Below are 24,903 nucleotides of genomic sequence, written 5' to 3'. Positions count from 1 at the left end.
GGGCTAGATAAATACCGTGGTTCCACCCGCCGGCCGGCAGAAGAGAACGGATTCGACGTTCGTCTCTCGCGGCCACGACTCGGGGACGGACGCCGGACCGATCGTGGCGCTGGTTCCCGAGGGGGCACGCGAGGTACGGATCACCGTCCGATCCGACAGCGTCATCCTCACCGCCCCATCTCAGCCATCGGAACCGCCGGAGACGAGCCTTCGGAATCGGTTTTCGGGAACGATCGAGCGACTCGAGTCCGGAGATGCGATCACCAGGGTCACGATCCGCCTCGACGACGACTGTACCGTTCAGGCTCTCGTTACCAAAACCAGCGCCGACCGACTCGAACTCGAGGACGGAAAACGGATCCTCGCGGCGTTCAAGGCGACCGCGGCCAGGGCCATCGCGCTCGACGCCGATGCGCGTGAGTGAGCCGTCCACTACTCGCAAGAGTTGGTTCCGTCCTACCCCCAGAGCGATTACTCGATCGGCTCCGGTGCCGGCGGAACCGTTCGCTTGTGTTCACTGCGGTCGTGCATCCGGCGAACCTGCTCGACGGTTTCCGCGTCGACCTCGAGCGCTCGGCAGGTCGCGGCGACCGAGAGCGGTCCGTCGATGTGCGTTGCAAGGATCGAATCGAGGGTGTCGTAGCCGATCCCCATCTCCTCTTCGTCGGTCTGATCGGCCCACAGCTCGGCGGTCGGAGTCTTCGTCGCCAGGTCTGCCGGAACGCCGACGTGACGGGCGAGCTGACGCACCTGCTTTTTGTAGAGGTTCCCGATCGGATGACAGTCGACGGCACCGTCGCCGTACTTGGTGAAATAGCCGACTGCGGCTTCGCTTCGATTTCCCGTGCCGATCACGAGACGCCTCTCGTGGTTGGCAACGAGATAGTTGAGTACGGCTCGAACGCGGGCTCGAGCGTTTCCGACGGCTTCCCGATCGCCTTCGGCTTCGGGGTAGACAGCGAGCAACGAGTCCACGACCGGTTCGATCTCGAGGACGTCGTAGCTGATCTCGAGATCTCGCGCGACCCGCTCGGCGTCGCTCATGTTCTCGTCGCCGCTGACGGTCGCCGGAAGGACGAGGCCGTGAAGGTTCTCCGAGCCGAGCGCCTCGGCGGTGAGATACGCGGTGAGCGTACTATCGATTCCACCGGAGAGTCCGAGCACTGCGCCGTCGACCCCGGCGGCGTCGACGCGATCACGAACGAAGCCGGTGATGTGTTCGCGGTGGCGTTCCAGTTCCGCGTCGGAGAAACGAAGGTCGAGCATCGAATAACGGTACGGCCGGCCCGTCCTAATAGCCTCCCCTCCCCGCGAAAAAGTGGACGAGCGTCGAGTTTCCGGTTACAGGGGACCGAGAGCGTCGGAACAGGCTCAGAGATATCCGAGTAACGTCCCGCCCAGTACGAGTATCCACAGCATCATGCCAGCGATCAGCATATCGTTCAGCCTCGAGTCGCGGGTCGCTCGCCTCGCCGCCCCGCCGGCGATGAGGCCGAGTGCGACGACGACGAGCGCTCGCTGGACGATGACGTCGATCGGCAGGACGTCCACTCCGAGGAGCGTGTAATCGAGCCAGATCGCGACGACGAGCGAGAGCGAGGCTGCGATGGCGGCATCGAGTCGTCGCTCGAGGCCGTTCGCGATCGCGTACGTGACGGCGGGCAGTCCGATAGCGATGACCGGATACAGCAGGGCCGCGATCATGTGAACCGTGAGCGCGTCGACAGTTCGGTCGAGCCCGATGCCGGCGATTCTGACCCCGAGGACGACGGCGATGATCGTCGCAGCGAGGATGAGGTGGTTCGCCTCGATCCGGTCGGAGGCTGCAGCGACGCGTTCGCGGTCGTGTTCGCTGATCCGACTGTCGATGGCGTCGTCGGCTCGTTCCTGGATTCCGACACCCGCGTGTTCGGCTGTAGACTGCCGCCTCGCAACGAGACCGAACGCGAACGGAACGATCGCCATCGCCGTGAGATCGACCTTGGTCGCCCAGCCGTCCGCATCCGCTGGACCGCTGTTGTCGAGGTAAATCCGTCGGACGTCCTCCTGAACGTCGACGCCCGGAATCGCCATCAGGTCGCGCTCGAGTCGCGACTGGGCGGCTTCGACGCCGTCGACTCGGTGACGAAGGGTGAACCAGTCGAAGTGTTCCGAGTGCGTCTGCATGACGACCCACTGATCATCGGGATTCGGGCTCTCGTAGAGCCGGATGTGGTACCGGTACCCGTAGTACTCGCCGTCCTCGAGCTGGAGCGTTTCGGTCGTCCAGTACGTCTCTTCGCCGGGACCGGGATCGAGATAGGCCAGTCGAGTCGCACCGTCAGCGTGTGACCAGGGAATGTCGGTCGGAGACACCGGTCGAAGCTGCTCGACCGCGGTTTCGGCTTCCGGGTCCGCCGCGTCCGACCCAGCCGTGTGGTTCGAGGTGGAGGTCCCCTCGGTTTCGGATTCGTTGTCCGGCAGATCGAGGAGGTCTTCGGCTTCGAAGTGGTCGTGGTCGGCTTCCTCCCAGTCGCCGTCGCCGTGTTCGGCTAATAGCCTCACGACTTCGGTCGATTCGCCCCTGACGACGACGTTGAGCGGGCTTCGCTTCTCGTGGGCCTCGCGGGCGTTGAGATACGGCCAGAACCCGCTCTCGCTGTCGGAAATCGAAACGATCTCCGGCTCCTCTTGCGATTGTTCCTCTGGAACGACGTCGTCCGCCGACGGAGAGAACAAAAGCGAGGGACCGCCGATAAAGAGAAACGCGATTGCGAACAGGATCACGGCAACGACGATCGAACGGCGCATTCCTCGGATGAGAGTAACGCGGGACACTTTAACCTATCCTGGGTTTTCATATGGTCATCGAACGACGTCCTCCTATCTGCTATCGTTGCAACCGATGCGATATCGGAGACGTGTACCGTCACTTCACCTCCGCTCGCGAACCGGCGGTGAGCACGCCCGGTGCTGGCCGCTCGAGCGCCGGCGGTGAGCGACTGAGTCTAACGATTACGAGAGGTCTCAGGAACTCGTACGGATTGCTGGAACGTGTTACCGGTGCGACGGCGGACGGTCGCGGTCGCATCGGTACTGACCTGACTGACAGCGGACCGTCTCAGATGCCAGGACCGATCGTCGTGACCGGAACGGGTGCCGTTCGGACGACCCGCTGGGACACGCTGCCGACCACGTTCGTCTCGTACTCGTCTCCGCTGGTTCCCATGACGATCAGATCGACGTCGTTGGTCGCAGCGTAGTCGACGATACACTCCGCGGGATTACCGGTGTCGACGGCGGTCTCGACCTCGAGACCCGCATCCGTCGCCCGTGTCGCTGCCTCGTCGGTCGCCTCGAGCGCGTTCGATCGAAGGTCTTTCCGAACGTGTTCGATTCGGTCGTCATCGAGGACGAGAAACGCGCGGTCGTCGACGACCGACAGCACGTGTAGCGTCGCCTCTCGAGTCTCAGCGACGTCGATCGCGTGTTCTGCGACGCGCGCTGCGTGATCGCTCCCATCGGTCGGAAAGAGGATCGTCTCGTACATCGGTTCGAACTACGTGTCCACAGGACCAAGAACTTCGCTATCGATTCCCGTTTTCCGGAACGAACGCATCGACGACCGCGCTCAGGGCTTCCAGCTCAGTTCGATCTCGGTGACATCCTCCGCGCCCTGAAGGGCGCGGCTTCCCGTCCCGCAGGTTGGGATATTTGCCGGTCTACGACACGATCTGTTCTCTCGTGCGAAACATCCCGCTCTCGCGGTCGAACAGGTGTACCGATGGCTGTGCCACACAGCCGTTACTCCTATCCTCGCCGTGAGGACTCGGAGTTATCTTCTGGCGCATATTCTCCGCCCCGTTGCAATCCGCATTGGCTACCAACTCACACGACGAACAGACGTACAGCCCACGCTCTACGCGGTTCGATCTCGTATCGTCGCCACACCGTGAGCACGTTTTCGAGGTGTCCCACTCGTTTTCTTTCAGCACTTCGACACCACGTGTCTCACCCTTGTACGCGAGGTACTGATAGATGCGGTCGAACGCCCACGAGTGCAACTTCTTATTGCCGATCTTCCCCCAGTCGGACTCACGCACGTCTTCAGGCCAACTCACTGCCAGCGTCCCAACACCGCGTTCAACACACTTGGTGATAATGGTGTCCGTGAGGACGTGGTAGAAGTGTGTCTCCCGTTCTGTGAGCTTTCGACGCGCCCACACCGATTTCTCAGACGGGCCGTTCTCACCCTCGGTGTCGTACTCTGCTCGCGTGAAGTGGTGCTTGTCCTGTTTAAGCGAGTTGCCGGGGTACAGGACGTACTCGTCGGGGAACGCGACCGTGGCGATGTTCTTGATGCCGAGGTCGATCCCTGCAACGCCATCGCCTGCGGAATCGTTGGTTTCGAGTTCGACTTTGCAGACGAAGTGCAGTTCCCACTCGTCGCCGTTCCAAACGGCACGAACGTTCTGTACCGTGTTGACTTCGGTGAGGTCAACGTCGGGGCGAGCCTGATACTCGCAGAGAATGAAGTCCGCCCACGTTTCTTTCAGATTCGACCCTTTCGACAGTCGGACGCGATTGTTCTCGGGGTCGTGTTTGAAGCCATCTGCTTTGAACGTGACCGTACTCTTGGGTCGTTTGTCGCCGTGTTTGCGGTAGCCGGGCGGATTCGCCTCTAGGTCGTTCTGTCGCAGGTCGAACCACGACTGGAAAGCGTCAGAAAGTTCTTCGATGACTTTCTGACTTGATTGTGCGTTCAGGTCTTTCCAGCATGGCTGGTTTTTCATATACGCTTTGAGCGAGCTTTCGTCTGGGACTTCGCCAGTTGCATCCCAGATACGGTCGGCTGTCCAGCGTGCGACGTTCCAGATTTTTGAGGCAGCGTCGCCGAGCAAATCGAGCCCATCGCAGACCTGTCGCTGGTTCTGGATGGAACCAACATAGGTTCGAGTGACCTCGATCGCCATGTATAGCCTATGTATATAATCCAACTTAATAGTATGGATTATCGTGGAATATCCAGCCTGCCACCGACAGTAGATTGTGTCGTCCAGCGACGCGATTCACGCCCACCGTAAACGGTGGGATTCTCTCGCTGTTCAAAGATAGTTTCGCCCCGGTGCATCGAGGTCCGTTCGACGACGTCGGTCGTACAGTCGACGGTCGCAAACACCTCTGCGAGGTGTTCGATGTACGCTGCTACGTCGTCGCGGGAACGCGTTTCGTCGCTCGCCGTCCGCTGGACCGTGTTCGACGTGGCGGACACGGGCGCAAAAGTATGGAGGGCGAACAGACAGCTTCGACGGCGAAAGACGCGTTTACCGATCCGAATGTGGCGCGCTCGCCGCTCAAAAGAGGTTGCCCTGCTGGTACACCGAGAGTCCGTCACCGGTGATTCCGTATGGCTTTTTCTCGCGGGCGTGATTTGCGTCCCTGATCTTTTGAAGCTCGATCGCGAGACGGTCGTCCGGGACGTACTCGTCGAAGGCGAACCCCTTCTCGGTGGCGTGTGCATCACCCGCTCTCGGCACTCCTCGAGAGCGATAAAGACGGCTCGTTCACCTACGTGCAGTCAGTCCAGCGGGATGAATGTTGTTGCCGGCCGAAGCGTGGCTTTTTGACCCCGGAACGGGTATCCGCCGACGATGGACGCCGCCGTCGGAATCGTCGCCCAACGTGGTAACGAGCGAGCACAGGAACTCACCGAAGCGCTGGTCGACGCCCTCGGATTCGATCGCGAGGGAGACGACCTCGTCGTCGACGAAGCGACCGGCGAAGCCGTCGATGCGACTTCCGTGCCAGTCGATGCGATGGCCGGTCGCGATCTCGTGGTGAGTATCGGCGGCGACGGAACGCTCCTGTTCGTCGCACGCGAAGTCGGCTCGACGCCGATCCTCGGAGTCAACCTCGGTGAGGTCGGCTTTCTCAACGCCGTCTCCCCCGAAGACGCCGTCGAAGCCGTCACGACCCTCGTCGAGCAGTATCGGCGGGGAAATCCAGCCGAGGGCCGAACGCTCGACCGACTGCAGGCGACCTGCGAGAACGACTGGACACTCGAGCCCGCACTCAACGAGATCGTCGTTCACGGACCGCGTCGCGGCCACGGCGGCGGTGCGACGATCGAGGTTCGAATCGACGGCGAACGATACGCCGAGAATCACTCCGATGGCGTCCTCGTCGCGACCCCGACGGGTTCGACCGCGTACAATTTGAGCGAGGGAGGACCGCTCGTTCACCCGTCGACCGACGCCCTGATCGTCACGCAGATGGCCGCGATCGACTCGATGCCGCCGCTGGTCGTCGAACCCGATTCCGAACTCACGCTCACCGTCTCCGACGTCGAGACGGCCTACGTGATCAGCGACGGCCGCAACCGGCGACGCCTCGAGCCACCGGTCGCGGTCTCCGTCTCGCTCGCGGACGAACCCGTCAGGCTCGTCGGACCGAAGGCGGACTTCTTCCGAGGACTCGAGAAACTCGAGTGAGGGACGCTTAGCGCCGAGTTGTGATCTCTCGGATCAACGCTGAGTTGGCGACTCCTCACATCAGCAGTAGGTTCGTCACCCCGGAGTCTCATCGACGTCGGGTTCGTCACTCCCCAGACTCGGTTCGGGGAGGTTGGGATCGCGGTAGGGGTTTCGTCCGTACGCCGGTAGTTCGTCCTCGAGCTGGGCCCGCAGTACGCGACGGAGGCGGTTCAGACTGGTCGTATCGAGACCGATCTGGCCGGCGAGACGGCGGAAGGTCGACTCGTCGGTGATGTCGTGGGCGCGGTACTGACCGAAGAGTTCGTCCATCCGATCGGCCGACAGTGCCTGGGTGTCGATGTCGTCGAGCCCGAAGTACGCCTGCCGGTCCGCGTCGACGACGTGTCTGATCACGACCAGCGCGACCTTCGAGATCGCCCGCTGGCTGCCAAACTCCGTCAGATCGATTTCGTCCATGACGCCGAGTGCGAGGTCGCGCTGCCAGGGTGTTACCTCGAGTGCGTTACACAACGCCTGCGTGGTCCGCAACCGATCGAGGTGGTGTGCGCGCTCGCTGTACCCCGGCGTCGCCGCGTGCTGTTCGTCGTGGAGGCGGCGAATGCTCTCCGAGAGGTCACCCTCCGGCGAGTCGGGGCGACCGATCACGGTCGCACTCGGCGTGACGACGCCCCACCGACGAACCGTCGAGTCCCGCCGTACGTCCGCTCGAGAGAGCGAGCCGGAGCCGGCCCGCGTCTCGAGACGGCGGCGACGGTCCGGTTCTCGTCGGCCTTCGACCGTCGATACGTCCTCGAGTCCGGAGTCCGATTCGGGTTCGACACCGTCGTCTCTCATCTCGTCTGTCGGTCCGAGAGGAAGACGGAAAAATGCTCGCTCGAGTCACACTCGTCGGCGCGTGGATGGCGTCGAAACCGCTCGCCTCCGGCTCCTGAGAATAAAATACTCCTCGTATCTACACCTTGGAACGAGAGGTACTTAAAGAGCGACCCGGTCCGCCGTCGGTCGACGCCGACCACAGCCCCCTCGAGAATCCGTTTGGCGACGTCCGTCGGGGCTCACGGTCGGAGTCGATGTCGGACATCGAGGCGGCGGTCATCCGGTGGACACATTTGTGAGGGCGAGAAACCGGTAGAGAGTCGATGTTTGGCACTGGTCTTCCCGTTGGCTGGCCGGTCGTGGGGTCGATCAGTGCTGGTCTCGGCTCGATAGCGCTCGGTGCGTTTCTGTATCGTCACCGCGGAAAGCCGGGCGTCACCTGGTTTCTCGGCGTTTTCGTCGCCCAGACGATCTGGTGTGTCTCCTATGGATTTTCTTTACTGATTTTCGATGTGACGGTTAGAACTGCGTTCGAGGCACTGACGTGGCTTGGAATCGTCTGGACGGGAATCACGTTTCTCGGCTTCGCACTCAAATATACGGGCCGCGGACAGATCGTTCACGAAATTCCTTTTCGTGCCCTCGTCGGGTTCGGCGCTCTCTCGAGTCTCGTCGTCGTCACGAACGGGAGTCACGGACTCGTGTGGAGCGGTCTCGAGTTGTCGCCCAGCTTCGGCGTCGCCACTGTCACGTACACCTTCGGTCCGTGGGCGTACCTGATCGTCGCCGTCTGTACGCTCGCCGTCGCCAGCGGCGTCTTCTTGCTCGTCGATACCTTCATCAGTTACGGCCCGCTGTTTCGACGCGAAACGACCGCGGTCGCGCTGAGTACGCTTCCGCCCGGACTGGCACTGATCGCGTGGACGTTCGAACTCGGTCCGGTCCCGCAGTTGAACCTCGCGCCGATCCTGTTTCTCCCCCACGTCGTCCTCGATGCGTACGCGTTCGGGCGCGTCGACATGTTCGAGCGCAACCCGACGACCGTCCGCGCCGCCGAACGGTCGGCCATCGACGACCTCTCCGATCCGATCCTCGTTCTCACCGCGGAACGCGAGGTCGTCCGCCTCAACGCTGCCGCAGAAACCATGCTCGGCGTTTCGACCGACGACGCGATCGAGCGCTCCGTCGACGATCTGCTGGCTGCGGACATCGGTGACGCGGTCGAATCGGGCGCCGACATCGATCCGATCGAAGTCGGATCGACGTACAGTCCGCGGACGTACGCGATCTCGCCCTCGACGCTTACGGATCCTGACGGAACCCACGTCGGGTACATCGTGGTCTGTTCCGACATCACCGGCCGTGAACGACGCCGACAACAACTCGAGGTACTCAATCGGATCCTGCGTCACAACCTTCGAAACGACGCGAGCGTCGTCCACGGGTACGGTGCGATCCTCACCGAGCGGATCGACGACCCGGAGCTGGCGAGGATGGCAGAGGCGATCGAACAGAGCGGCGGTTCGCTGGCAGCACTCGGAGATAAATCGGGCTCCGTCGACGAACTGTTGGGCGAGGAGTCACCGACGACCGTCTCGGTGACCGATCTCGTCGAACAAATCGCCGACGATCTTCGCAAGCGGTATCCGACCGCGACCATCGACACCGAAACGAACGGCGAGATAACGGTCCCGGTTCGCCACGCTGCCTTGCACTCGATCGTCGAAAACAGCCTCGAGAACGCTCTCCAACACCACGACAGCGACGGTCATGAGCGTCCGAACGGAGGTGCCTGGGCGCGGCTAACGCTCGAACTCGATGAACCCGGTGAACCTGGAGTCGGAGTCGAAACCCTCCTCGTCACGATCGAGGACGACGGTCCGGGAGTTCCGTTCCACGAAGTTGACACGGTCAAATCAGGTCGTGAAACGGCGCTCGAGCACGGCTCCGGCCTCGGGATGTGGATGATCAGGTGGGCCGCGGTCGAGCTGGATGCCGACGTCGAATACGCCGATCGTGAGCCGCGAGGAACCAGCGTGACGATCGAGGTTCCCGTCGAATCAGACGCGAACGGTTCGTGATCGGATACGACCAGCGGACCGAACGACGACTGCCACCATCCGAACTTTGCATCTGCGACGCAAACGGAACCACGTGACCGAATTCAACGGCTCGTGGACCGAAGCTGAAGTCATGGCCTTCCTTCGAGACGCCACCGTCCCGATCCGCCTGGCGACCCACAGGCCCGATGGATCATTGTGGCTCGTCACGCTGTGGTATCGCTATCACGACGGCTCACTCGAGTGTGCAACGCAGGCGAGTGCGCATCTGGTACGGTTCCTTCGCGACGAGTCGGCAGTCGCGTTCGACGTTTCGACGAACCGGATTCCCTATCGGGGAATCAGGGGAACCGGAACCGTCACCGTTTCGCCCGACGACGGCACCGCGGTTCTCCGTGCGCTCGTCGACCGGTATCTCGGCGGAGACGAATCCGCCCTCGCCAGGCGGTTACTCGACGACGACCGCGAGGAAGTCTGCATTCGAATCGATCCTCGAGAGGTCTATAGCTGGGACTACAGCAATCGGATGGACGACGTCGACGAGCGAGCATAACCGGGTTGCGACCGCAGTCAGGCAATCTCCCCGACGAGTTCGAAACCGTTGCTCGACCGCGCCTCTCCCCACCGAGAGGCGGGCGCTCGAGCCTCCGCCGGTATCGGACACCGAGTGCACGAGCCTCCGCCGGTATCGGACGACGCCACGGTCTCAAACGCACGAGGCGTTCCGGGTAAAAATACGGGTCGTGCTCACTCTGTCGAGTGAATCTCGAGGCGCGGTCTGTTCGGGTGTTCCAGCGTCACGAGGTTGTAGACGGGGGACCGCTTCGGGAACTCACGGACCATCGATCGCTCTTCGGCGCTCAGATCACCGGTCACGTCGACGTCGATCTCGAGTTCGCCGTACATGTCGTGTACCTTCTCGACGTCGTGAATGCCGAACAAGGCACGAAGATCGACGGGCGCACGAACGGTCGTCGTGACTTCGTCGACGTCGATCCCCTCTCGGATCGCGTTCCACACGATCGTTCCGTTGATGCAGGCGGTGAGTCCCGCGAGCGCGCCTTCGATGGCCTCGTACCGATCGGTCGGCTCGACGTACGCCATCGCCTCCTCTAACTCCGGAGGAAGGCCGAACTCGAGGACGTGTTCTCGATCGCCTCCCATCTCCTCGCCGCCGAGGGCCCAGTCACCGATCGTCGCGGTGGTGCGATTGGCAACCGCTTCGGTATCGCCCGTCGCTCGGAACTCGAGGGCTCCGTCTTCCGGATTTGCCTCGAGCCAATCGATGAACTCGAGGTGGCCGCCGGCGTCGAGACCGTGCTCGATCTCTCCCTTACGCTGTGTTGCGGTGTGTCGCAGGTCGTCTGTCGTCATCGGTTCTCCTTCGTTTGAGAGTGGGTCACACACGGTATTAAGGCCGTATTGCGATTATCGAGTACAGTTCCGAAAACGGGACGCAGTCTCTGGAACGGATTGTCGTCTGTCCGCGGTCGGGTTCGATGTGCCGACGGAACCGATTCCGCAGATCTGGACGGATCTATGACAGGTGTTCTATGTATGGTGCCACGTCTTCGTCGGAGACGTCTCGCCCGTGGACATCCTTCAGATGAGAGCGTGCGGCCTCGTATATCGACTCCTCGAACTCGCTGTAGACGATCACGTCACAATCTGCGACGTCGTGACACCGAAAACGATATCGTTCAGTGACCATGTCTGATAGAGTCGGTCGAGCGCCATGTACCTGCTGGCGACTTCGATTTTCAGCCCGGTTCGATGGACGCGTCCGAACGGTTCGACGACGTCGGCCTCGAGACGATGGGGCAGTTCCGGACGGCGTCGAGGAGAAATCGATCCGTCCCCGGTCCGTGTCGGCTGTCGCACCCACCGCAACTCGATGCAACCTGATTCGATCCAACTCGCTGACGTTGGAAGTGTGAACCGCTCTTAGACCCTCCCCCACTGATACTGTCGGACAGAAGTCAGTGGGAAGTCGGTCACAAATTCGCGGCCGTCGCCATCGGAGACGGCTGCAGGAGAGCGACCGATCTTCAAATAGTTCTGTCCGACAGTATAGTAATAGGCGAGTGCGCGATGGACATCACCGAGCAGGGGATCCGGATACAACTGGGTAATCTCGCCGGGTTTGTATCCGCTGTGCTCGTAGGCGACTACGATATCTTTTTCCCTGATACCGGTATCCTCGATCGTTGGGGCTCCATCGCTGTGTTCGGGATCCTGTACGATGCTCATAGAGTCTTGTTCGAGCGCTATCTGTACTAAATTCGTGCCCGATCTACTGGGTGCTGTTCAGATTAGGGTTTGAACGAGTGAGGCGGCGGCGTTCGCGATGCTTATGCCCGAACGCACCATCCTCACCGAATCCAGCCCAGAGATCCGGTTAGACGTCGTGGAGCGAGAAGCGACACCGCACGAGCTGATGCAACTCAGTATCCAGCTTCATCTCCGTGGTCTCTCGCTTGTGGATACTGTTCGAGTCCTCGAGAAGTCCGTCAACCGGCGTTGCGTGCGCTCGATACGTCTGAAATACCTCTCGAGTCAGCCTCGGAGCGTGATCGAATCGCCTTCGACTAGCACGATTGGGATACCGGCATCGTTGTGTGCGACGAGTGTGGTCATGGATCGCGAACGAAAACTGGATCTCCTCGGTGACGAACGTCTCGTGGCCCTCCGATTCACGATAGGAATCGATCGTGTGGCCGTCGAAGTCGAGATTCCGTGGCAGAGCATCCGGCAAAAAACACAACTCGACGCGCATGTTCGACTCGAGTACGTCCAGTGTGTCGAGATAGGTCTCTGTCACGTCGCAGACGGCCGCCCCCTTCGGAGTCGTCTGGTAGCCACCCTCGGTGTGTTCGAGGCCCTCCTTCTTCGGGGTCGGTGTTGGTGGTGTGAGAGATCGCCATCCGAGAAAGGCCCGTTTCCTCGACGAGATTACGTCTCGAACGCGGGCCAGTACGACCCCTCGAGAACGGGAATCCGACGAAGAAACAGTCGTCTCCGTTCGTAACTTCTTGGCATATTAGAGACTGATTTTTAAAAGTATGTGATGGTTCGCGACGAACAGACTATTCATCTGTGAACTGTTTGATCATCGGTAAGTATATACGATCAGTTAGCAACTGACATATATGATTTCCAGACAATGTTTTGCTATCGAACGGTGGTGGGAACCCCTGTGGAAGCGGTGGTTCAACTGCAGTTATCCTCGTCGGTTGCCGAACCACAATAACACAGCGTCAGTCCAGGGTTGGCGATGAGGTGGGGGGTAGTGATTGGGACGGTCGTAGTCGCCGTTTTTGTCGCTTCAATCGCCCTCACGGGCACCGTGGCCGCTACCGAACCCGATTGTGAGGAAATCACCTACCTAGAGGGAGGTGATGCTTATGCTGTTTCAACCCTCAGTGAGTTGCAATGTATCAATGAGCACGGACTGGATGAAGACTACGTTCTAACTGACGACATCGAGGCGAGCGACACCGAAGACTGGAACGACGGCGACGGGTTCGAGCCGATTGGCGACAACGACGACGCGTTCGAGGGTTCCTTCGACGGAGACGGTTTCACAATTTTGGATCTGTACATCAACCAGAGTGGTGGATCCGACGTAGGCCTCTTTGGTGTGATGAACGAAGACGCGACCATCGAAGATGTCCACCTCGAGGATGCGACCGTCAGCGGTGAGGAGAACGTCGGGGGCCTCGTCGGACGGACGACGGGTGGATCGGTTACCGACGTCAGTGCGACGGTAACAGTCGAGTCAGATGAGAACTCTGGGCGTCTAATTGGTGGTCTCATTGGAAGCAACAATGCCGAAATTGAGAGCGTTTCAGCCGAGGGGACAGTTACAGTTGAAGAAGGGGAAACGGTCGGCGGACTCGTTGGATACAGTACGGAATTGGGAGGTGGCTCCGGAGATATCATAGATTCCCGGGCGAATGTTACTGTCGCTGCTGGAGGGAGTGAGAACGTCGGCGGCTTACTAGGATTTGCGGATCAGGGAGGGGGGATAACCGATTCATCTGCGGCAGGGACCGTCGAAGGTGAGGAAAATATTGGCGGCCTCGTCGGAAGTACCGAGAGCGATGTCGATGGCTCGTTCGCATCCGGGACGGTGAACGGGGACAAGAAAGTTGGCGGCCTCGTCGGGTGGAATCACAACGGGATCGTACGGAACGCGACCGCCAGCAGCCCCGTCGAGGGTGATGAGAACGTGGGCGGGCTGGTCGGATTAAACCAGGAAAACGCCGGTGGCGGCCTAATCGCTGAGTCCTTTACGACCGGTACCGTAAAGGGTGAGGAACCTACCATCGGTGGTCTCGTCGGAGACAACGCTGGTTCAGTCGAGAGATCCTACTGGGACATCGACGCAACCAACCAGCCCGACTCCGACGGTGGCACACCGCTCTCGACCGCCGAAATGACCGGCTTGAAAGCCACCGACAACATGGACGGCTTCGAGTTTCCTGACGGTGAGGGAACATGGCACGTCACCGACGACTACCCCGCCCTCGAGTGGGAGGATACCAGCCCGTTCCACGAAGTGAACATCACAGACACGAACTCGCCAGTCGATGAGGGTGACGACCTCGACGTGACCGCTGAGGCCACTAATTGGGGTGCAGACGGCGAGCAAACCGTCACGCTCACGAGTGATACCACCTCGACTGATTTAGACCACTCAGCGGTGGACGTCGACAGTGGCGAAAGCGACCACTCGTTTGCACTCACCTGGGCCACGTCGAGCGGTGACGACGGTGACCGAACCATCACCGTCTCGAGTGAGAGCGACACCGATACCGAATCGGTAACCATCAACGCATCAGGATCGCCCTCACCGTCGCCTTCACCATCACCGGATCCCGCGGACATCTCGACGACGGACCTCTCACTCAACGAAACCGAGATTGAGGAGAACGAGTCGGTTGCGATTACCGCGACGCTCGAGAACGACGGCGACGAAACGGGTACGGAGACGATCAGGTTCGAGGCCAATGATGACGAGTTAGCAAACGAAACGGTAACGATCGACGGTGGAGACGAAAAGACGGTATCGGTCGTCGAGACGTTCAACGACGTGGGCGAGTACGAAATCACCGCCGCTGACGATGAGGTCGCGACGAACTTATCAGTTTCCGAGCGAGAACTGCCTGAATTTACCATCATCTACGTCGACGCAGCCTACGGGATTCTCGAGCCCGGCGATGAAGAGCGCGTGATCGTCACCATTGCGAACGAAGGTGACGTGGCCGGCGATGCAAACGTCACGCTCGACCTCGAGGGTGATGACCAGTCCGAAATTCTCGAGTTAGACGCTGGGAGAGCCGACGACGCCGAGTTCTCGCTGATTGCTCCCGACGAAGCGGGTGAGTACGAGTACACCATCAGCGTCGGTGAGGCGGAAACAACCGAGACGATGATCGTCGAAGGACCAGAGCCCGAGTGGCGCGTGAGCGCTATTTATTCCGAGCCGATTACGGCCGCACCCGGAGCGGATGTGGACATCTGGGTCACGATCGAGAACGACGGGGACGGAGACGGGACCGTCGAGGCCGAGTTCTATCTCGACGAGGAGACATCGGAGATACAAGCCCTCGACATCGAGGCCGGAGATGGCGAGCTCGTCCAAGCCACCCTCCCCGCCCCAGAAGAGGAAGGGATGTACGATTTCGGGGTCGTGATCGCGGAAGGAGAGAGCTTCGTAGACGAAGTGGAGGGGACAAAATCCGTCTCCGAGGACGCTGGTGACGACGATGAAGCTGATGCCGATGATACCGCTGGCGACGATGACGACGAGTTCGACGACGGGCAACCAGGCTTTGGGGTCCTCGCAGCACTCGTTTCCATAGCCCTGCTGGCACTTACGGCCGTCCGTCGTAGATGATAACCAAATTCGTCGGCGGTAGTGGTGTTCCGCCGCTGCTTTCTGCGGTTAAAATCTGGTAGATACCCGTCGCTACCCCGGTGGGATGCGCAGTTGCTCTCGGTTTCCTCTAGCTGAACCACCGAATCTCGTCGGCCCGGTGATAGCGGTCGTATGCACTCGGATCGACACGTGCGAGTCGGTCGAGTCGGAAATCGTCGACGAGCGTCGTGTACATGTAATCGACGAACGTCACCGGAATTACGAGTTCGCCATCGACACGAGTGACCGTCGCCAGCGTCACGTAAAAATGGGAGTGGCGAAGGTCCCTGACATAGCCTGCGACGACGGGCACCGTTTGCTCGAGTGGATGCGCAGTGTGAACAGCTTCGATCGTTCGCCGGCTCATTTCCGTACAGTCGAGACCGTCGTTCTCACCCCCGACAATGGCAGTGAAATCGGCCGGTGACTCGAATCGAGCGCGGAGGTCGCCCCGGCCGAACAGGACGTTATCCTCGAGCGAACCGGCGAGGTACCGCGAGGCGTCGTACGTGGTAAATTCCTGAAAGCCATCCGCCAACCCGTCGATGAGGGCTTCGACGTCGGACGCTGGTGTTCCTGTAAACTCCTCGAGGACGCCGGGATCGACACCACCGACACGTCCTCGCAGTGCGTCTACGGTATACGGTCGTGACTCTCCTTCTCGAGCGTACTCGAAAAACTCCGCGAGCGTACCGTAGACGAAGTCTATCTCTGTCGCCTCGAGTGCGGAGAGATCGGTCGTCAGTTGCTCGAGTGGGCTACCCTCGGTGTCGAGTCCTAATTCTTCGTCGAGTTTGGCTGCTTCCGCTGGTGAGGTTTCAGACCACTCGAATGACGTGAGAGTGCTGGGTCCATTTCCAGCCTCACTCCCATTCGAGACAGCCACCTCCTGAACGGTGAGTGCGCCGTTCTCGTGATCGATATGTCGTCCAGAAACCGTCGTAAGCGTGTCCGTTGCTGCCCCGAGATGTTCGCTCACTATCGGATCGAGGTCTTGTCGGACGACGTTCGTCCCCGTCAACCGGTCATAGCCAAGTATCTCGTTGTAGGTGCCAACGCCGCCGGCGATAAGGCTGACGCCACCACCACCTCGAACGAGTAGCTGTCGGCGACTCAGTCTATTCTCATCGGACACTACGTTCACCTGATACGCCCGTCCCGGTCACTTCGAGCTTTCGGTCGACGGTTGGACCCAACTCGCCATCGATCTCCAGAAGGTTTCCTCTGGAATCCTCGAGGATGATCGGTTCCTCGGCGGTGACTGTCTGGACGCCTTGGACTCCAAGGAGACCGATGTCTAATGTCGGTGGAAACAACACGAGGGCTACGGAACCACATTGATGCGCTGTCTCCCTCGGCTGATCGTTTTCGTACATTCATTCCCCACTTTTTCAATTCCTGCGCACCAGAACATTGTATTCTTTCGTCTGTTAGCGAAATCTTGTTACTGTGTGGATAGAAGGTCGGCCTCGGTACTCATAGGGCTCGTCATCGTCGGATGCCGAGTCCGAATCGGAGCGAGTGGATCGTCATCGGCCGCCCGAGGATACGGTCGTCGATCCAAAGACGGTTTGGGTCGAGAGTCGGGACTGTCACGGTGATCGTTTTCCCGCGTGGTCTCGCAAGGATAGCCATGGCGATCGTTCCACCGGAAGCGAAGCGGCGACTCGAGACCGAAACACCGATCGCACATCTCGCGACCTGTCGGGAGGGACTGCCACACGTCGCACCGGTCTGGTATCGGTACGAGAACGAGGTGATCGAAATCGTGACGACGGGAACGAAACTCGAGAACATCAGGGAAAATTCACGTGTCGCCCTGTCGATTCAGGCGGACGATGCGGGAGATCCGGACTGGGTGGTGACGATGCTCGGGACCGGGACGGTAATCGAGGACGACGAACGAACAGCTACCGCCCGCCGACGAATTAACGAGCGATACGACGTGAAGCCCGACGCCTACGACGAAAACGCGCTCGTTCGGATCGACATCGGCTCGGCGACGTATCGGACGTACTGAGCGAAGGCGATCGTTATCGATCGGGTTCGCTCACCTGCGACCACGATCGAGCGTACGCGACCGCGAACGCGAGAACTACGACGAACGTGAGGAGCGACACGAGGTTGTGAATCGGGCCGAAGACTACGATCCCGAGGGCGACGACCGGATAGAGTGTCAGCGGTGTTCCCCACTGGCCGAGAACGGTTAGCCAGGCGACTTTCCCGCGATGGGACTCGAAGGCGTCGTCGATCACGAACGAGAGCACGAACGTGACGAGCGACAGCCCGAGAATGTGAATGTGGGTCACACGCATCCAGTACGGAACGCCGTCGTGCATGGTCGAAATCATCGGATCGAGCGTAAATGTCTGATAGACTCCGAGTCCGAGTCCGAACGCGAATCCGAACAGTGCCGATACTTTGAGGAGTACGTCATGCCGTGTCATGATGAGTCATCACCGACAGACAGTATATAAATACATTCATTTTATTGAAACTATTAGCGATCAGTGATAGCAATCGCGAAAAGCGAGTGATGCGTTGTCGAGGGCTGGGCGGACGGAAGTATCACCGATCACGGAAGCGATCCCCGTGGATCGAAGGAGGACAGCGCTCAGTCGGCGGAGTTCATCTTTAGTCAGCGAGGAAACCCCCGCCCCTGAGTGATCAGTTGTCGGTGAGCCACGCGTCGATCCGATCGGCTTTCGAACCCCGTCGGTGGATCGTCTCGGTCGAGAGATCGACGACGGTGCTCTCGGTTCCCGGCGTCTGCCCACCGTCGAGGACGACGGCGGCGTTTCGAACCGACTCGTCGATGTCTTCGACGCGACGAGCGCTCGGCTCGCCACTGACGTTCGCACTCGTCGACGTGATCGGGGTGTCGAGACGCTCGAGCAGCGAAAGCGCACGGTTGCAGTCGGGGACCCGAACGCCGACCCGATCTCGGTCGGCCGTGAGGACGCCCGGAACACGCGCTCGTCGTTCACAGAGGAGCGTAACGGGTCCGGGAAGGAACTCGGCGGCGAACCGGCGCTCTCGATCGGTTGCACGAACGTATCCCTCCTCGAGTGCGACGTCGAATCGGGGGACGGCGAGCGAGATCGGCTTCGAGCGATCGCGTCCTTTGATCGAGAACACGCGTTCGACGGCCGCTGGTGTGAGCGCATCCGCCCCGAGCCCGTAGACGGTCTCGGTCGGATAGACGACCAACTCGCCGTCGTGGATCACCGTCGCGGCTCGCTCGAGTACGTCCGAATCCATACCGGGGTATCGAAGCGTTGCGGGCAAAAGCGTACCGTCCCGCCTCGAAACGACGAGGCGTGCGAACCGACACGGTCGGCGGACGAACGGAAGGCGGCCTCGGTCGAACACGGCAAGACACTTACCGGTTCCCGCCGAGGTGATCGGCATGCGCCGCCGTGCCCTCCTCGCGACGGCCGGAACGACGACGTTCGCGGGCTGTTCGCTTCCGACGCGGTGTTCCCGGCCCTCGCTGCGCGCCGATCACCTCGAGTTCGAGAGTGAGGAACTGGGATCATTGAGTCGATGGATCGGTAGAGAGACGGCGATACTGGCGACGCGGCCCGCTCACATCGATCGGTTCGAGCCTCCCGAGAGGATCGCATCCGAGAACGACGTGGAGCTGTCGGCCGACGACCGGGAGCGTCTCGAACGGACGGCGTTCGACGAGTCGTTCGCGGTCGGAATCGTCGTGGGCTCTTCCGGCCAGTCGACCAGTGCGCGCGTCACTCACGTCGTTCGCGAGAACGAACGCGTCCACTGCTACATCTGTATCCGCCGGCGGGGAACGACCGACGACTGGGCACCACAGATTCGGTTGGTCCGCGTCGAGACGTCGTGGAAGCCCGAATCCGTTCGCGTGACGTTCACCGACGGGCGCGACGGAACCGAGACGTTCGACACCGACGGAACCGAGTGACGGCCGGCCGTCCATCACTCGAGCGGAACCGAAGAAGACGAGATCGATCTCCGCGTTCGTTCGAGAAACGGGCACGTGACCGCGTCGTCGCCGTCGAAGTCGACCGAGATGGTAAACGGTTAACCGATTCGGGACGAATTCATCGTATCAATGGTGTTCTCTCTCCCTCTCGAGATGGTGGTGGCTGCCTACGACGTGCCCGTGGTGGGCCTCGAAATCGCGGAGTCGACGGTGACGCTCTTCGGCGGCCTCGCGGTCGTCGTCCTCATCGCACTCTCGGGATTTTTCTCTTCGTCCGAGATCGCCATGTTCAACCTTCCCAAACACCGTCTCGAGGGGATGGTCGAGGACGGTACCGAGGGGGCGGCGCTGGTCAAACGGCTCAAAGACGACCCCCATCGGTTGCTGGTGACGATCCTCGTGGGTAACAACATCGTCAACATCGCGATGTCCTCGATCGCCACCGCGGTGCTCTCGATTCACTTCGGAGGCCTGCTCGGCGTTATCCTCGCGACCTTCGGCATCACCGCGATCGTCCTTCTCTTCGGCGAGAGCGTGCCCAAATCTTACGCCGTCGAAAACACCGAATCCTGGGCGATCCGCATCTCCAAACCGCTCAAAGCCACCGAATACTTCCTCTTTCCGCTGATCGTCCTCTTCGATTACCTCACCCGCCAGGTCAACAGACTCACCGGCTCCACCGGCGCGATCGAATCCCCCTACGTCACCCGCGACGAAATCCAGGAGATGATCGAATCCGGTGAGCGCGAGGGCGTCTTAGAGGAAGAAGAACACGAGATGCTCACGCGCATCTTCCGGTTCAACAACACCATCGTCAAAGAGGTCATGACCCCCCGACTCGACATGACCGCCGTCCCAAAAGACGCCGCCATCGACGAGGCTATCGAAACCTGCATTCAGAGCGGTCACGCCCGCATTCCCGTCTACGAGGGGAGCCTCGACAACGTCCAGGGCGTCGTCCACATCCGCGATCTCGTCCGCGATCTCAACTACGGCGAAACCGAAGCTGAGGACCTCGAACTCACCGACCTCGTCCAGCCGACCCTCCACGTCCCCGAATCCAAGAATATCGACGAGTTACTGACGGAGATGCGCGAAAACCGGATGCACATGGCGATCGTCATCGACGAGTTCGGAACGACAGAGGGGCTGGTGACGGTCGAGGACATGATCGAGGAGATCGTCGGGGAGATCCTCAAATCCGGCGAAGAAGAACCCGTCGAAGAACTCGACGACCGAACCGTCCTCGTCCGCGGCGAGGTCAACATCGAGGACGTCAACGAGGCGCTCGAGATCGATCTTCCCGAGGGCGAAGAGTTCGAAACCATCGCCGGCTTCATCTTCAACCGCGCCGGTCGACTCGTCGAAGAAGGCGAAGAAATCACCTTCGATGGCGTCCGCATCACCGTCGAAACCGTCGAAAACACCCGAATCATGAAAGCCCGACTCCACAAACTCGAAGCGCCCGAAGAGCCGGAGGAGGGGGACGGAGAGAACGGAAACGGCGTCTCGCTCGAGTAGCGACCCTCGAGAGAGCACTCGAGCGCGGTCGTCTGCGAACCAGTCGGCTACGGTCGAGCGTCGACGGCGCGTTCGATTTCGCGTGCGACGTCCGGTGGAACGACGAGCCGTCGCGGGCCGGGAACGTACCGCCCGTCCGGCTGTGCGTATCCGAGCGTGACGACTGTCGCATCGGCAATCCGTCGCCTCGAGACCGTTTCGATCGTCGAGAGGTCCACTTTCTGGTCGGGATCGACGAGGTAGAGCGCGCCGTCGTCGAGATCGAGTGCGCCGGCCGATCGGAGAAACGATGCGAGCGCGACGGCGACGAGCGCGAGCGGAATCAACAGGGCGGCGGCTCCGGTGAACGGTCCCGCGCCGACGTCGCCGAGCAACCCTTGCTGGGAGACGATTCGACCGGCAACCATGAGCGAGCCGATGACGAGTGTCATCACGATCGTACCGAGCGCCGCGTCCGTGGCCCGCTCGAGCGCCGTCCCCGACGGCGGCGTGATCGAGAGCAAGCGAGCGATTCGCTCGAGTTGGGACTCGGCGTTGTTCGAGAGCAAAACCGCAAGAACCGTCACGAAGAGTGCGACGACGAACGCGACGACGATCGACTGGACGCCGCTTCCAGCCTGACCGGCCAGGTCGTACAGCCGCCAGAAGACGACGATCGAAATCGCGGCGAAGAACGTTCCGACGCCGAGCGACCAGAGGAGCCACACGGCGCGAGACGTCGAGGCGTCGCGTCGCCACTGAATCGTCCGAGAATCGTCCGGGGTGTCGGGAGCGTCCGCTGCCATACTGGATCTCGCAACCGATCGTGTAAAGACCGTTCGATATCGACGTGTCGCGGTTTTGATGGGGTCGCGCGTCAGAGCAGTATGGCGGCCAGTACTGCGTAACCCACGTAGGAGATGGCGATCGATCCGGCGAGCGAGAGCAACCACGCGAGGACCGTATAGGCCATCTTTCGTCCGCTGACGCCGCCGCCGGCTCCCGACGCGGCGTAGCCGCTTCCGATAATCGAGCTGACGATGATCTCGTTGAACGAAACGGGGATCCCGTAGAGAACGGCGATCTGTGCGATGAGAAACGACGGGATGAGCGCGGCGATCGACCTGCGTGGGCCGAGCGAAGAGTAGTCCTGAGAGATCGCTTTGATCATCCGAGGTGCACCCGTCCAGGAACCGAGCAACAGACCGAATCCGCCGCCGACGAGCAAGGCGATCAGTGGAAGCTCGAGATCGCCGGACAGCGGGATCAGCGGTCCGATCGCCAGGCCGACCTGGCTGCCACCTGCAGAGAACGCGACGAGTCCGCCGAGGATGAGCAAGAAGTGCCTCTCTCCCCGTTCGACCCCGCCGGCGAGGTCGAACGCGATCACGGCCGCCCACGCCCCCGCTACGAGGAGCGTTACGATCGCGACGCCGACGAGTTCGGAGACCGGAAGGATCCTGCTCGAGGCCTGTGCGATGGAGGCGCCGCCGTCCGCCGAGTCGAGGACGGCGAACTCGATGTTGGCGACGATGACGCCGACGAGCGCCGCGAGGGCAACGATGAGCGTGGTCTCCGAGAGCGCTTCCGCCCGGAGCGTACGGGCGATCCCGTAGGCGAGACCACCCCCGACGAACGGCGTCAGTATCCACAGCGTGGCGATCTCGGCGTACTTCGGCCAGGCGGGATCGCCACCCATCGCGAGTCCGACGCCGATGACCGCGCCGGTGACGGTAAACGCCGTTGCGATCGGGTATCCGGCGAAGACGCCGATCGCGACCAGTCCGGCCGCGATGACGAGGGCGATCGTCGCCGCCAGCGGCGACAGCGTGACGCCGCCGATCAGCTCCGTCCCGACGGCTTCGGAGACGTTCGCTCCCTGTAACACGGCACCGGCGAATCCGAGGATACCGACGAGAAAGCCGGCCCGCATCACCGAAATCGCGTTCGCTCCGACGGCCGGGGCAAACGGCGTCGATCCGCTCGAGCCGGCACCGATCGCCCAGGCCATAAACAGACTCGCGACCGCGGCAACTAGAAACGTCGCGATCGTTACGATCTCGACCATTTACGGGGGATTACTGGGGGGGTCTACAAGTGTGTGCCGACCTCGACTCGAGGACGTCGTCCGTTACCCGTTCGATCGACAGCCCACTGAATTCGATCGGCCGACGGCCAGCTGATCCGGCCGACGGTCGTCACGCGGTCAGTTCGTCGTCGATTTCGAGTTGTCCGTCGGCTCCGGTGGCGCTTCGGCACCTTCGATGGCTTCGGCGGCGTCGGTGTCCTTCTCGACTTCGACGTGCCAGCGGTCGATCTCGTCGTCGAGTTCCGCGAGGCGATCGGAGACCTCGTCTTTGAGTACGTCGTCGTTGACGTTGACCTCGAAGGCGAACTGCTGTCCGTTGTCCGTCCCGCGAGTCGACTGCTGGATGTTCGCGCTGATGAGTTCGTTGTCGAAGTAGTACGGTGCGAGCTGGGTCATCACGTTCTGATAGACCGTGTCCTCGACGCGGCGAAGCGCCTTTCGTCCCGCGGAGTCAGCCGCTCGCGCCACGTAGTCGATCGACTCTCGCCAGTTGTCGACTGCGGCTTCCGGATCGTCTTCTTCGAGTTGCTCGTAGGATTCCGAGAGTTTCTCTCCGGCCGTTTTGATGTCCTCGTCCGGCTTCTTGCCGGCTTTTTCTCCCTTTCCTTCCTCGACGCTCGCCTGCTCGGCCGTCTTCTCGCTGACGTCCGACTCGAGGCGTTCGTGAGCCTTCGGCCGCCACTCCTCCCACTCGTCGAACGCTCGAGAGAAGCGTGCGTTGGTGTCCTCGTCGGGGTCGTGAACGTCGGCATCGCGAAGCGCCCGCGTGATGCGTTCGCCGTGCTCGACGACGTCGCCCCAGTCGCCGCGAACCTTGAATCCCGAGATGCTCTCTTCCATTCGACTGGGGCGCTCCTACGAGTTCGACCAGTATAAACTTCTTCGCCGTACGAAAATCTGCCCGAACGGTGATCCACCGTATCAGACGCTCCCGATCACCGCTCGGCCGCCGTCGACGGGTCTTCGATCGCCTCACGGATCGCGACAAGGTATCCGTCGGGTTCGTATCCGAGCCGATTGAGCCAGATGTCCTGGTACGACGGATGGAAGACGGGAACGAGCCACGTCTCGAGTCGTTCACAGCGAACGGGTTCGAGTACGCTGTCGACGAATCCATCGAGCTGGCGACGTTCGGCCGCGAGGATCGTCGTCGTCGCGTGTTTTCCGGTCGCGAGTATTACGTCCGGCTCGACGGCCTCGAGCTCTGCGAGCAGGTGTGGGCGACAGTTCGACCGTTCCTCGGCGGTCGGTTCGCGGTTGGTCGGCGTGTCGCGAGCGTTCTCCGGCGAGTTCTCGCTCGTCGGAAAGCACTTGACTGCGTTGGTGTAGTAGGCGTCGTCGCCGTAGTCGATGCGCTCGAGCATTCGGCGGATCCGCCGTCCGGAGTGACGAGACGTGTAGGCCCTTCCGGTCCAGTTCCCGCCCTGCCAGCGGTCGGCGTCGGGATCGCCGTATCCGGGCGCTTCACCGACGACGACCACCGTCGCGTCGAGCGGTCCGGTTCCCCACGAGATGCACTCGCGGGAGTCGACGAGCGCCGGACAGCGCGAACAGTCGGACTCGAGGACGTGACGCGACTCCGGAACCGTCGGATCGCGATCGGACGGCGAAGAGTCGGTGTCTGGTCCGGGCTCCGGGCCTGTCGGAGACATGTTCGACGGTACGACTCCACAGGGATAGACGGAGCGGATCGGAGAGACAGATTTACGTTCGTCGGTTACATTTCGGCGGTAATGACATCGATCGGCCCCGAACTCCTCGTCGAACTGCTCCCGATACTCGCGTACACGCTCATCGCCGCCGTGCTGACGGCGGGCGGTCTCGCCGCTGAGTACGCCAGTCTTCAGCATCTCGGCTCCGGTGAAGCGATGGTCGCCCTCTGGCTCGCGGCGATCGGTGCGGTCATGCTCTATGCGGGTCTGTACGGCATCGGCTACCGGAAAGTGTTCTTGCGAGTGATCGCCTCGAGCCGCTGAAACTCGTCCGAGTTCGTGTGGATATTCTCCGCCCACGTCGGTGCCTCGAAGCGACGACCGATCGGATCCCCGACGGCGAGTACAGGACCGATTCCCCTTTAATCT

27 protein-coding genes and 2 pseudogenes are annotated in these 24,903 nt (G+C 61.3%); 11 read left to right on the top strand and 18 right to left on the bottom strand.

What is annotated here, in order from left to right:
* Positions 1-16 precede the first annotated feature (16 nt).
* On the top strand, positions 17-424 hold the full coding sequence (locus tag EA462_RS00415) for a TOBE domain-containing protein (RefSeq protein WP_243641331.1): 408 nt from the start codon (positions 17-19) through the stop codon (positions 422-424).
* Positions 425-471: 47 nt separating this feature from the next.
* Here the strand turns inward: EA462_RS00415 and EA462_RS00410 are convergent, their stop codons facing one another.
* From EA462_RS00410 to EA462_RS00385, 6 genes and pseudogenes are all read right to left on the bottom strand, one after another.
* Complete coding sequence (locus EA462_RS00410) at positions 472-1,266, bottom strand: NAD+ synthase (RefSeq protein ID WP_124176606.1); 795 nt, start codon at positions 1,264-1,266, stop codon at positions 472-474.
* 105 nt (positions 1,267-1,371) lie between these two features.
* Positions 1,372-2,790, bottom strand: coding sequence for a hypothetical protein (locus tag EA462_RS00405; RefSeq protein WP_124176605.1), 1,419 nt, complete (start codon positions 2,788-2,790; stop codon positions 1,372-1,374).
* A gap of 310 nt (positions 2,791-3,100) precedes the next feature.
* Positions 3,101-3,529: a universal stress protein gene (locus tag EA462_RS00400; protein ID WP_124176604.1), complete on the bottom strand. Its 429-nt coding sequence runs from the start codon at positions 3,527-3,529 to the stop codon at positions 3,101-3,103.
* Positions 3,530-3,701: 172 nt separating this feature from the next.
* Entirely contained in the window at positions 3,702-4,952 is a 1,251-nt protein-coding gene (locus EA462_RS00395) for an RNA-guided endonuclease InsQ/TnpB family protein (RefSeq protein WP_124176603.1), read from the bottom strand.
* 38 nt (positions 4,953-4,990) lie between these two features.
* Entirely contained in the window at positions 4,991-5,251 is a 261-nt protein-coding gene (locus EA462_RS00390) for a hypothetical protein (protein WP_124176602.1), read from the bottom strand.
* Between the two features lie 82 nt (positions 5,252-5,333).
* Positions 5,334-5,459: pseudogene (locus EA462_RS00385) on the bottom strand (KaiC domain-containing protein); the annotation flags it as partial.
* Positions 5,460-5,630: 171 nt separating this feature from the next.
* On the opposite strand from EA462_RS00385, the gene EA462_RS00380 reads away from it, so the two are divergent.
* Positions 5,631-6,470, top strand: a complete 840-nt coding sequence (locus EA462_RS00380) for an NAD(+)/NADH kinase (RefSeq protein ID WP_124176601.1) — start codon at positions 5,631-5,633, stop codon at positions 6,468-6,470.
* A gap of 75 nt (positions 6,471-6,545) precedes the next feature.
* On the opposite strand, the gene EA462_RS00375 is transcribed toward EA462_RS00380, so the two are convergent.
* Positions 6,546-7,307, bottom strand: a complete 762-nt coding sequence (locus EA462_RS00375) for a DNA-directed RNA polymerase subunit epsilon (RefSeq protein ID WP_124176600.1) — start codon at positions 7,305-7,307, stop codon at positions 6,546-6,548.
* A gap of 305 nt (positions 7,308-7,612) precedes the next feature.
* On the opposite strand from EA462_RS00375, the gene EA462_RS00370 reads away from it, so the two are divergent.
* Positions 7,613-9,370 carry a histidine kinase N-terminal 7TM domain-containing protein gene (locus tag EA462_RS00370; RefSeq protein ID WP_124176599.1) on the top strand — a complete coding sequence of 586 codons (1,758 nt, stop codon included), beginning with the start codon at positions 7,613-7,615 and terminating at the stop codon, positions 9,368-9,370.
* A gap of 73 nt (positions 9,371-9,443) precedes the next feature.
* Positions 9,444-9,902, top strand: coding sequence for a pyridoxamine 5'-phosphate oxidase family protein (locus EA462_RS00365; protein WP_124176598.1), 459 nt, complete (start codon positions 9,444-9,446; stop codon positions 9,900-9,902).
* A 194-nt stretch (positions 9,903-10,096) separates the two neighbouring features.
* On the opposite strand, the gene EA462_RS00360 is transcribed toward EA462_RS00365, so the two are convergent.
* Both EA462_RS00360 and EA462_RS00355 read right to left on the bottom strand, forming a co-directional pair.
* On the bottom strand, positions 10,097-10,723 hold the full coding sequence (locus EA462_RS00360) for an OsmC family protein (RefSeq protein ID WP_124176597.1): 627 nt from the start codon (positions 10,721-10,723) through the stop codon (positions 10,097-10,099).
* A gap of 163 nt (positions 10,724-10,886) precedes the next feature.
* Positions 10,887-11,060, bottom strand: a complete 174-nt coding sequence (locus tag EA462_RS00355; protein ID WP_124176596.1) for a DUF1059 domain-containing protein — start codon at positions 11,058-11,060, stop codon at positions 10,887-10,889.
* A gap of 62 nt (positions 11,061-11,122) precedes the next feature.
* On the opposite strand from EA462_RS00355, the gene EA462_RS17670 reads away from it, so the two are divergent.
* Positions 11,123-11,254, top strand: a complete 132-nt coding sequence (locus EA462_RS17670) for a hypothetical protein (protein ID WP_279386996.1) — start codon at positions 11,123-11,125, stop codon at positions 11,252-11,254.
* 39 nt (positions 11,255-11,293) lie between these two features.
* Here EA462_RS17670 and EA462_RS00350 read toward each other — a convergent pair whose 3' ends face one another.
* A complete protein-coding gene (locus EA462_RS00350) occupies positions 11,294-11,599 on the bottom strand; it encodes a DUF433 domain-containing protein (protein ID WP_124176595.1) in 306 nt (101 codons plus the stop codon).
* Positions 11,600-11,702: 103 nt separating this feature from the next.
* On the opposite strand from EA462_RS00350, the pseudogene EA462_RS00345 reads away from it, so the two are divergent.
* Together EA462_RS00345 and EA462_RS00340 are read left to right on the top strand one after the other, a co-directional pair.
* A pseudogene (locus tag EA462_RS00345) lies at positions 11,703-11,852 on the top strand (IS6 family transposase); the annotation flags it as partial.
* Between the two features lie 843 nt (positions 11,853-12,695).
* Positions 12,696-15,251, top strand: coding sequence for a GLUG motif-containing protein (locus EA462_RS00340; protein WP_165871997.1), 2,556 nt, complete (start codon positions 12,696-12,698; stop codon positions 15,249-15,251).
* 109 nt (positions 15,252-15,360) lie between these two features.
* Here the strand turns inward: EA462_RS00340 and EA462_RS00335 are convergent, their stop codons facing one another.
* Together EA462_RS00335 and EA462_RS00330 are read right to left on the bottom strand one after the other, a co-directional pair.
* Positions 15,361-16,407 (bottom strand): hypothetical protein, encoded by a 1,047-nt coding sequence (locus tag EA462_RS00335; RefSeq protein WP_124176593.1) that lies wholly within the window; start codon positions 16,405-16,407, stop codon positions 15,361-15,363.
* Complete coding sequence (locus EA462_RS00330) at positions 16,397-16,648, bottom strand: hypothetical protein (RefSeq protein WP_124176592.1); 252 nt, start codon at positions 16,646-16,648, stop codon at positions 16,397-16,399. The genes EA462_RS00335 and EA462_RS00330 overlap by 11 nt, the downstream gene beginning before the upstream one ends.
* A 257-nt stretch (positions 16,649-16,905) precedes the next feature.
* On the opposite strand from EA462_RS00330, the gene EA462_RS00325 reads away from it, so the two are divergent.
* Positions 16,906-17,292, top strand: coding sequence for a pyridoxamine 5'-phosphate oxidase family protein (locus tag EA462_RS00325; RefSeq protein ID WP_124176591.1), 387 nt, complete (start codon positions 16,906-16,908; stop codon positions 17,290-17,292).
* Between the two features lie 13 nt (positions 17,293-17,305).
* Here the strand turns inward: EA462_RS00325 and EA462_RS00320 are convergent, their stop codons facing one another.
* Together EA462_RS00320 and EA462_RS00315 are read right to left on the bottom strand one after the other, a co-directional pair.
* Positions 17,306-17,719, bottom strand: coding sequence for a hypothetical protein (locus EA462_RS00320; RefSeq protein ID WP_124176590.1), 414 nt, complete (start codon positions 17,717-17,719; stop codon positions 17,306-17,308).
* Between the two features lie 220 nt (positions 17,720-17,939).
* A complete protein-coding gene (locus tag EA462_RS00315) occupies positions 17,940-18,533 on the bottom strand; it encodes an L-threonylcarbamoyladenylate synthase (RefSeq protein WP_124176589.1) in 594 nt (197 codons plus the stop codon).
* Positions 18,534-18,681: 148 nt separating this feature from the next.
* Between EA462_RS00315 and EA462_RS00310 the strand changes: the two genes are divergently transcribed.
* The gene (locus tag EA462_RS00310) at positions 18,682-19,212 is read left to right on the top strand and encodes a hypothetical protein (RefSeq protein ID WP_124176588.1); all 531 of its coding nucleotides are present in this window, start codon (positions 18,682-18,684) and stop codon (positions 19,210-19,212) included.
* Between the two features lie 150 nt (positions 19,213-19,362).
* Positions 19,363-20,754, top strand: coding sequence for a hemolysin family protein (locus EA462_RS00305; protein ID WP_124176587.1), 1,392 nt, complete (start codon positions 19,363-19,365; stop codon positions 20,752-20,754).
* A gap of 47 nt (positions 20,755-20,801) precedes the next feature.
* On the opposite strand, the gene EA462_RS00300 is transcribed toward EA462_RS00305, so the two are convergent.
* From EA462_RS00300 to EA462_RS00285, 4 genes are all read right to left on the bottom strand, one after another.
* Positions 20,802-21,539: a hypothetical protein gene (locus EA462_RS00300; protein ID WP_124176586.1), complete on the bottom strand. Its 738-nt coding sequence runs from the start codon at positions 21,537-21,539 to the stop codon at positions 20,802-20,804.
* Positions 21,540-21,610: 71 nt separating this feature from the next.
* Complete coding sequence (locus tag EA462_RS00295) at positions 21,611-22,801, bottom strand: inorganic phosphate transporter (RefSeq protein WP_124176585.1); 1,191 nt, start codon at positions 22,799-22,801, stop codon at positions 21,611-21,613.
* Positions 22,802-22,939: 138 nt separating this feature from the next.
* Positions 22,940-23,662, bottom strand: a complete 723-nt coding sequence (locus EA462_RS00290; RefSeq protein WP_124176584.1) for a DUF5828 family protein — start codon at positions 23,660-23,662, stop codon at positions 22,940-22,942.
* A gap of 95 nt (positions 23,663-23,757) precedes the next feature.
* The gene (locus EA462_RS00285) at positions 23,758-24,474 is read right to left on the bottom strand and encodes a uracil-DNA glycosylase (protein ID WP_124176583.1); all 717 of its coding nucleotides are present in this window, start codon (positions 24,472-24,474) and stop codon (positions 23,758-23,760) included.
* Positions 24,475-24,555: 81 nt separating this feature from the next.
* Between EA462_RS00285 and EA462_RS00280 the strand changes: the two genes are divergently transcribed.
* Positions 24,556-24,798 (top strand): hypothetical protein, encoded by a 243-nt coding sequence (locus EA462_RS00280; protein WP_124176582.1) that lies wholly within the window; start codon positions 24,556-24,558, stop codon positions 24,796-24,798.
* Positions 24,799-24,903: the final 105 nt, after the last annotated feature.

It is taken from the genome of Natrarchaeobius halalkaliphilus, assembly GCF_003841485.1.
GTDB lineage: Archaea > Halobacteriota > Halobacteria > Halobacteriales > Natrialbaceae > Natrarchaeobius > Natrarchaeobius halalkaliphilus.
This window is presented reverse-complemented; position numbering and strand designations above follow the sequence as displayed.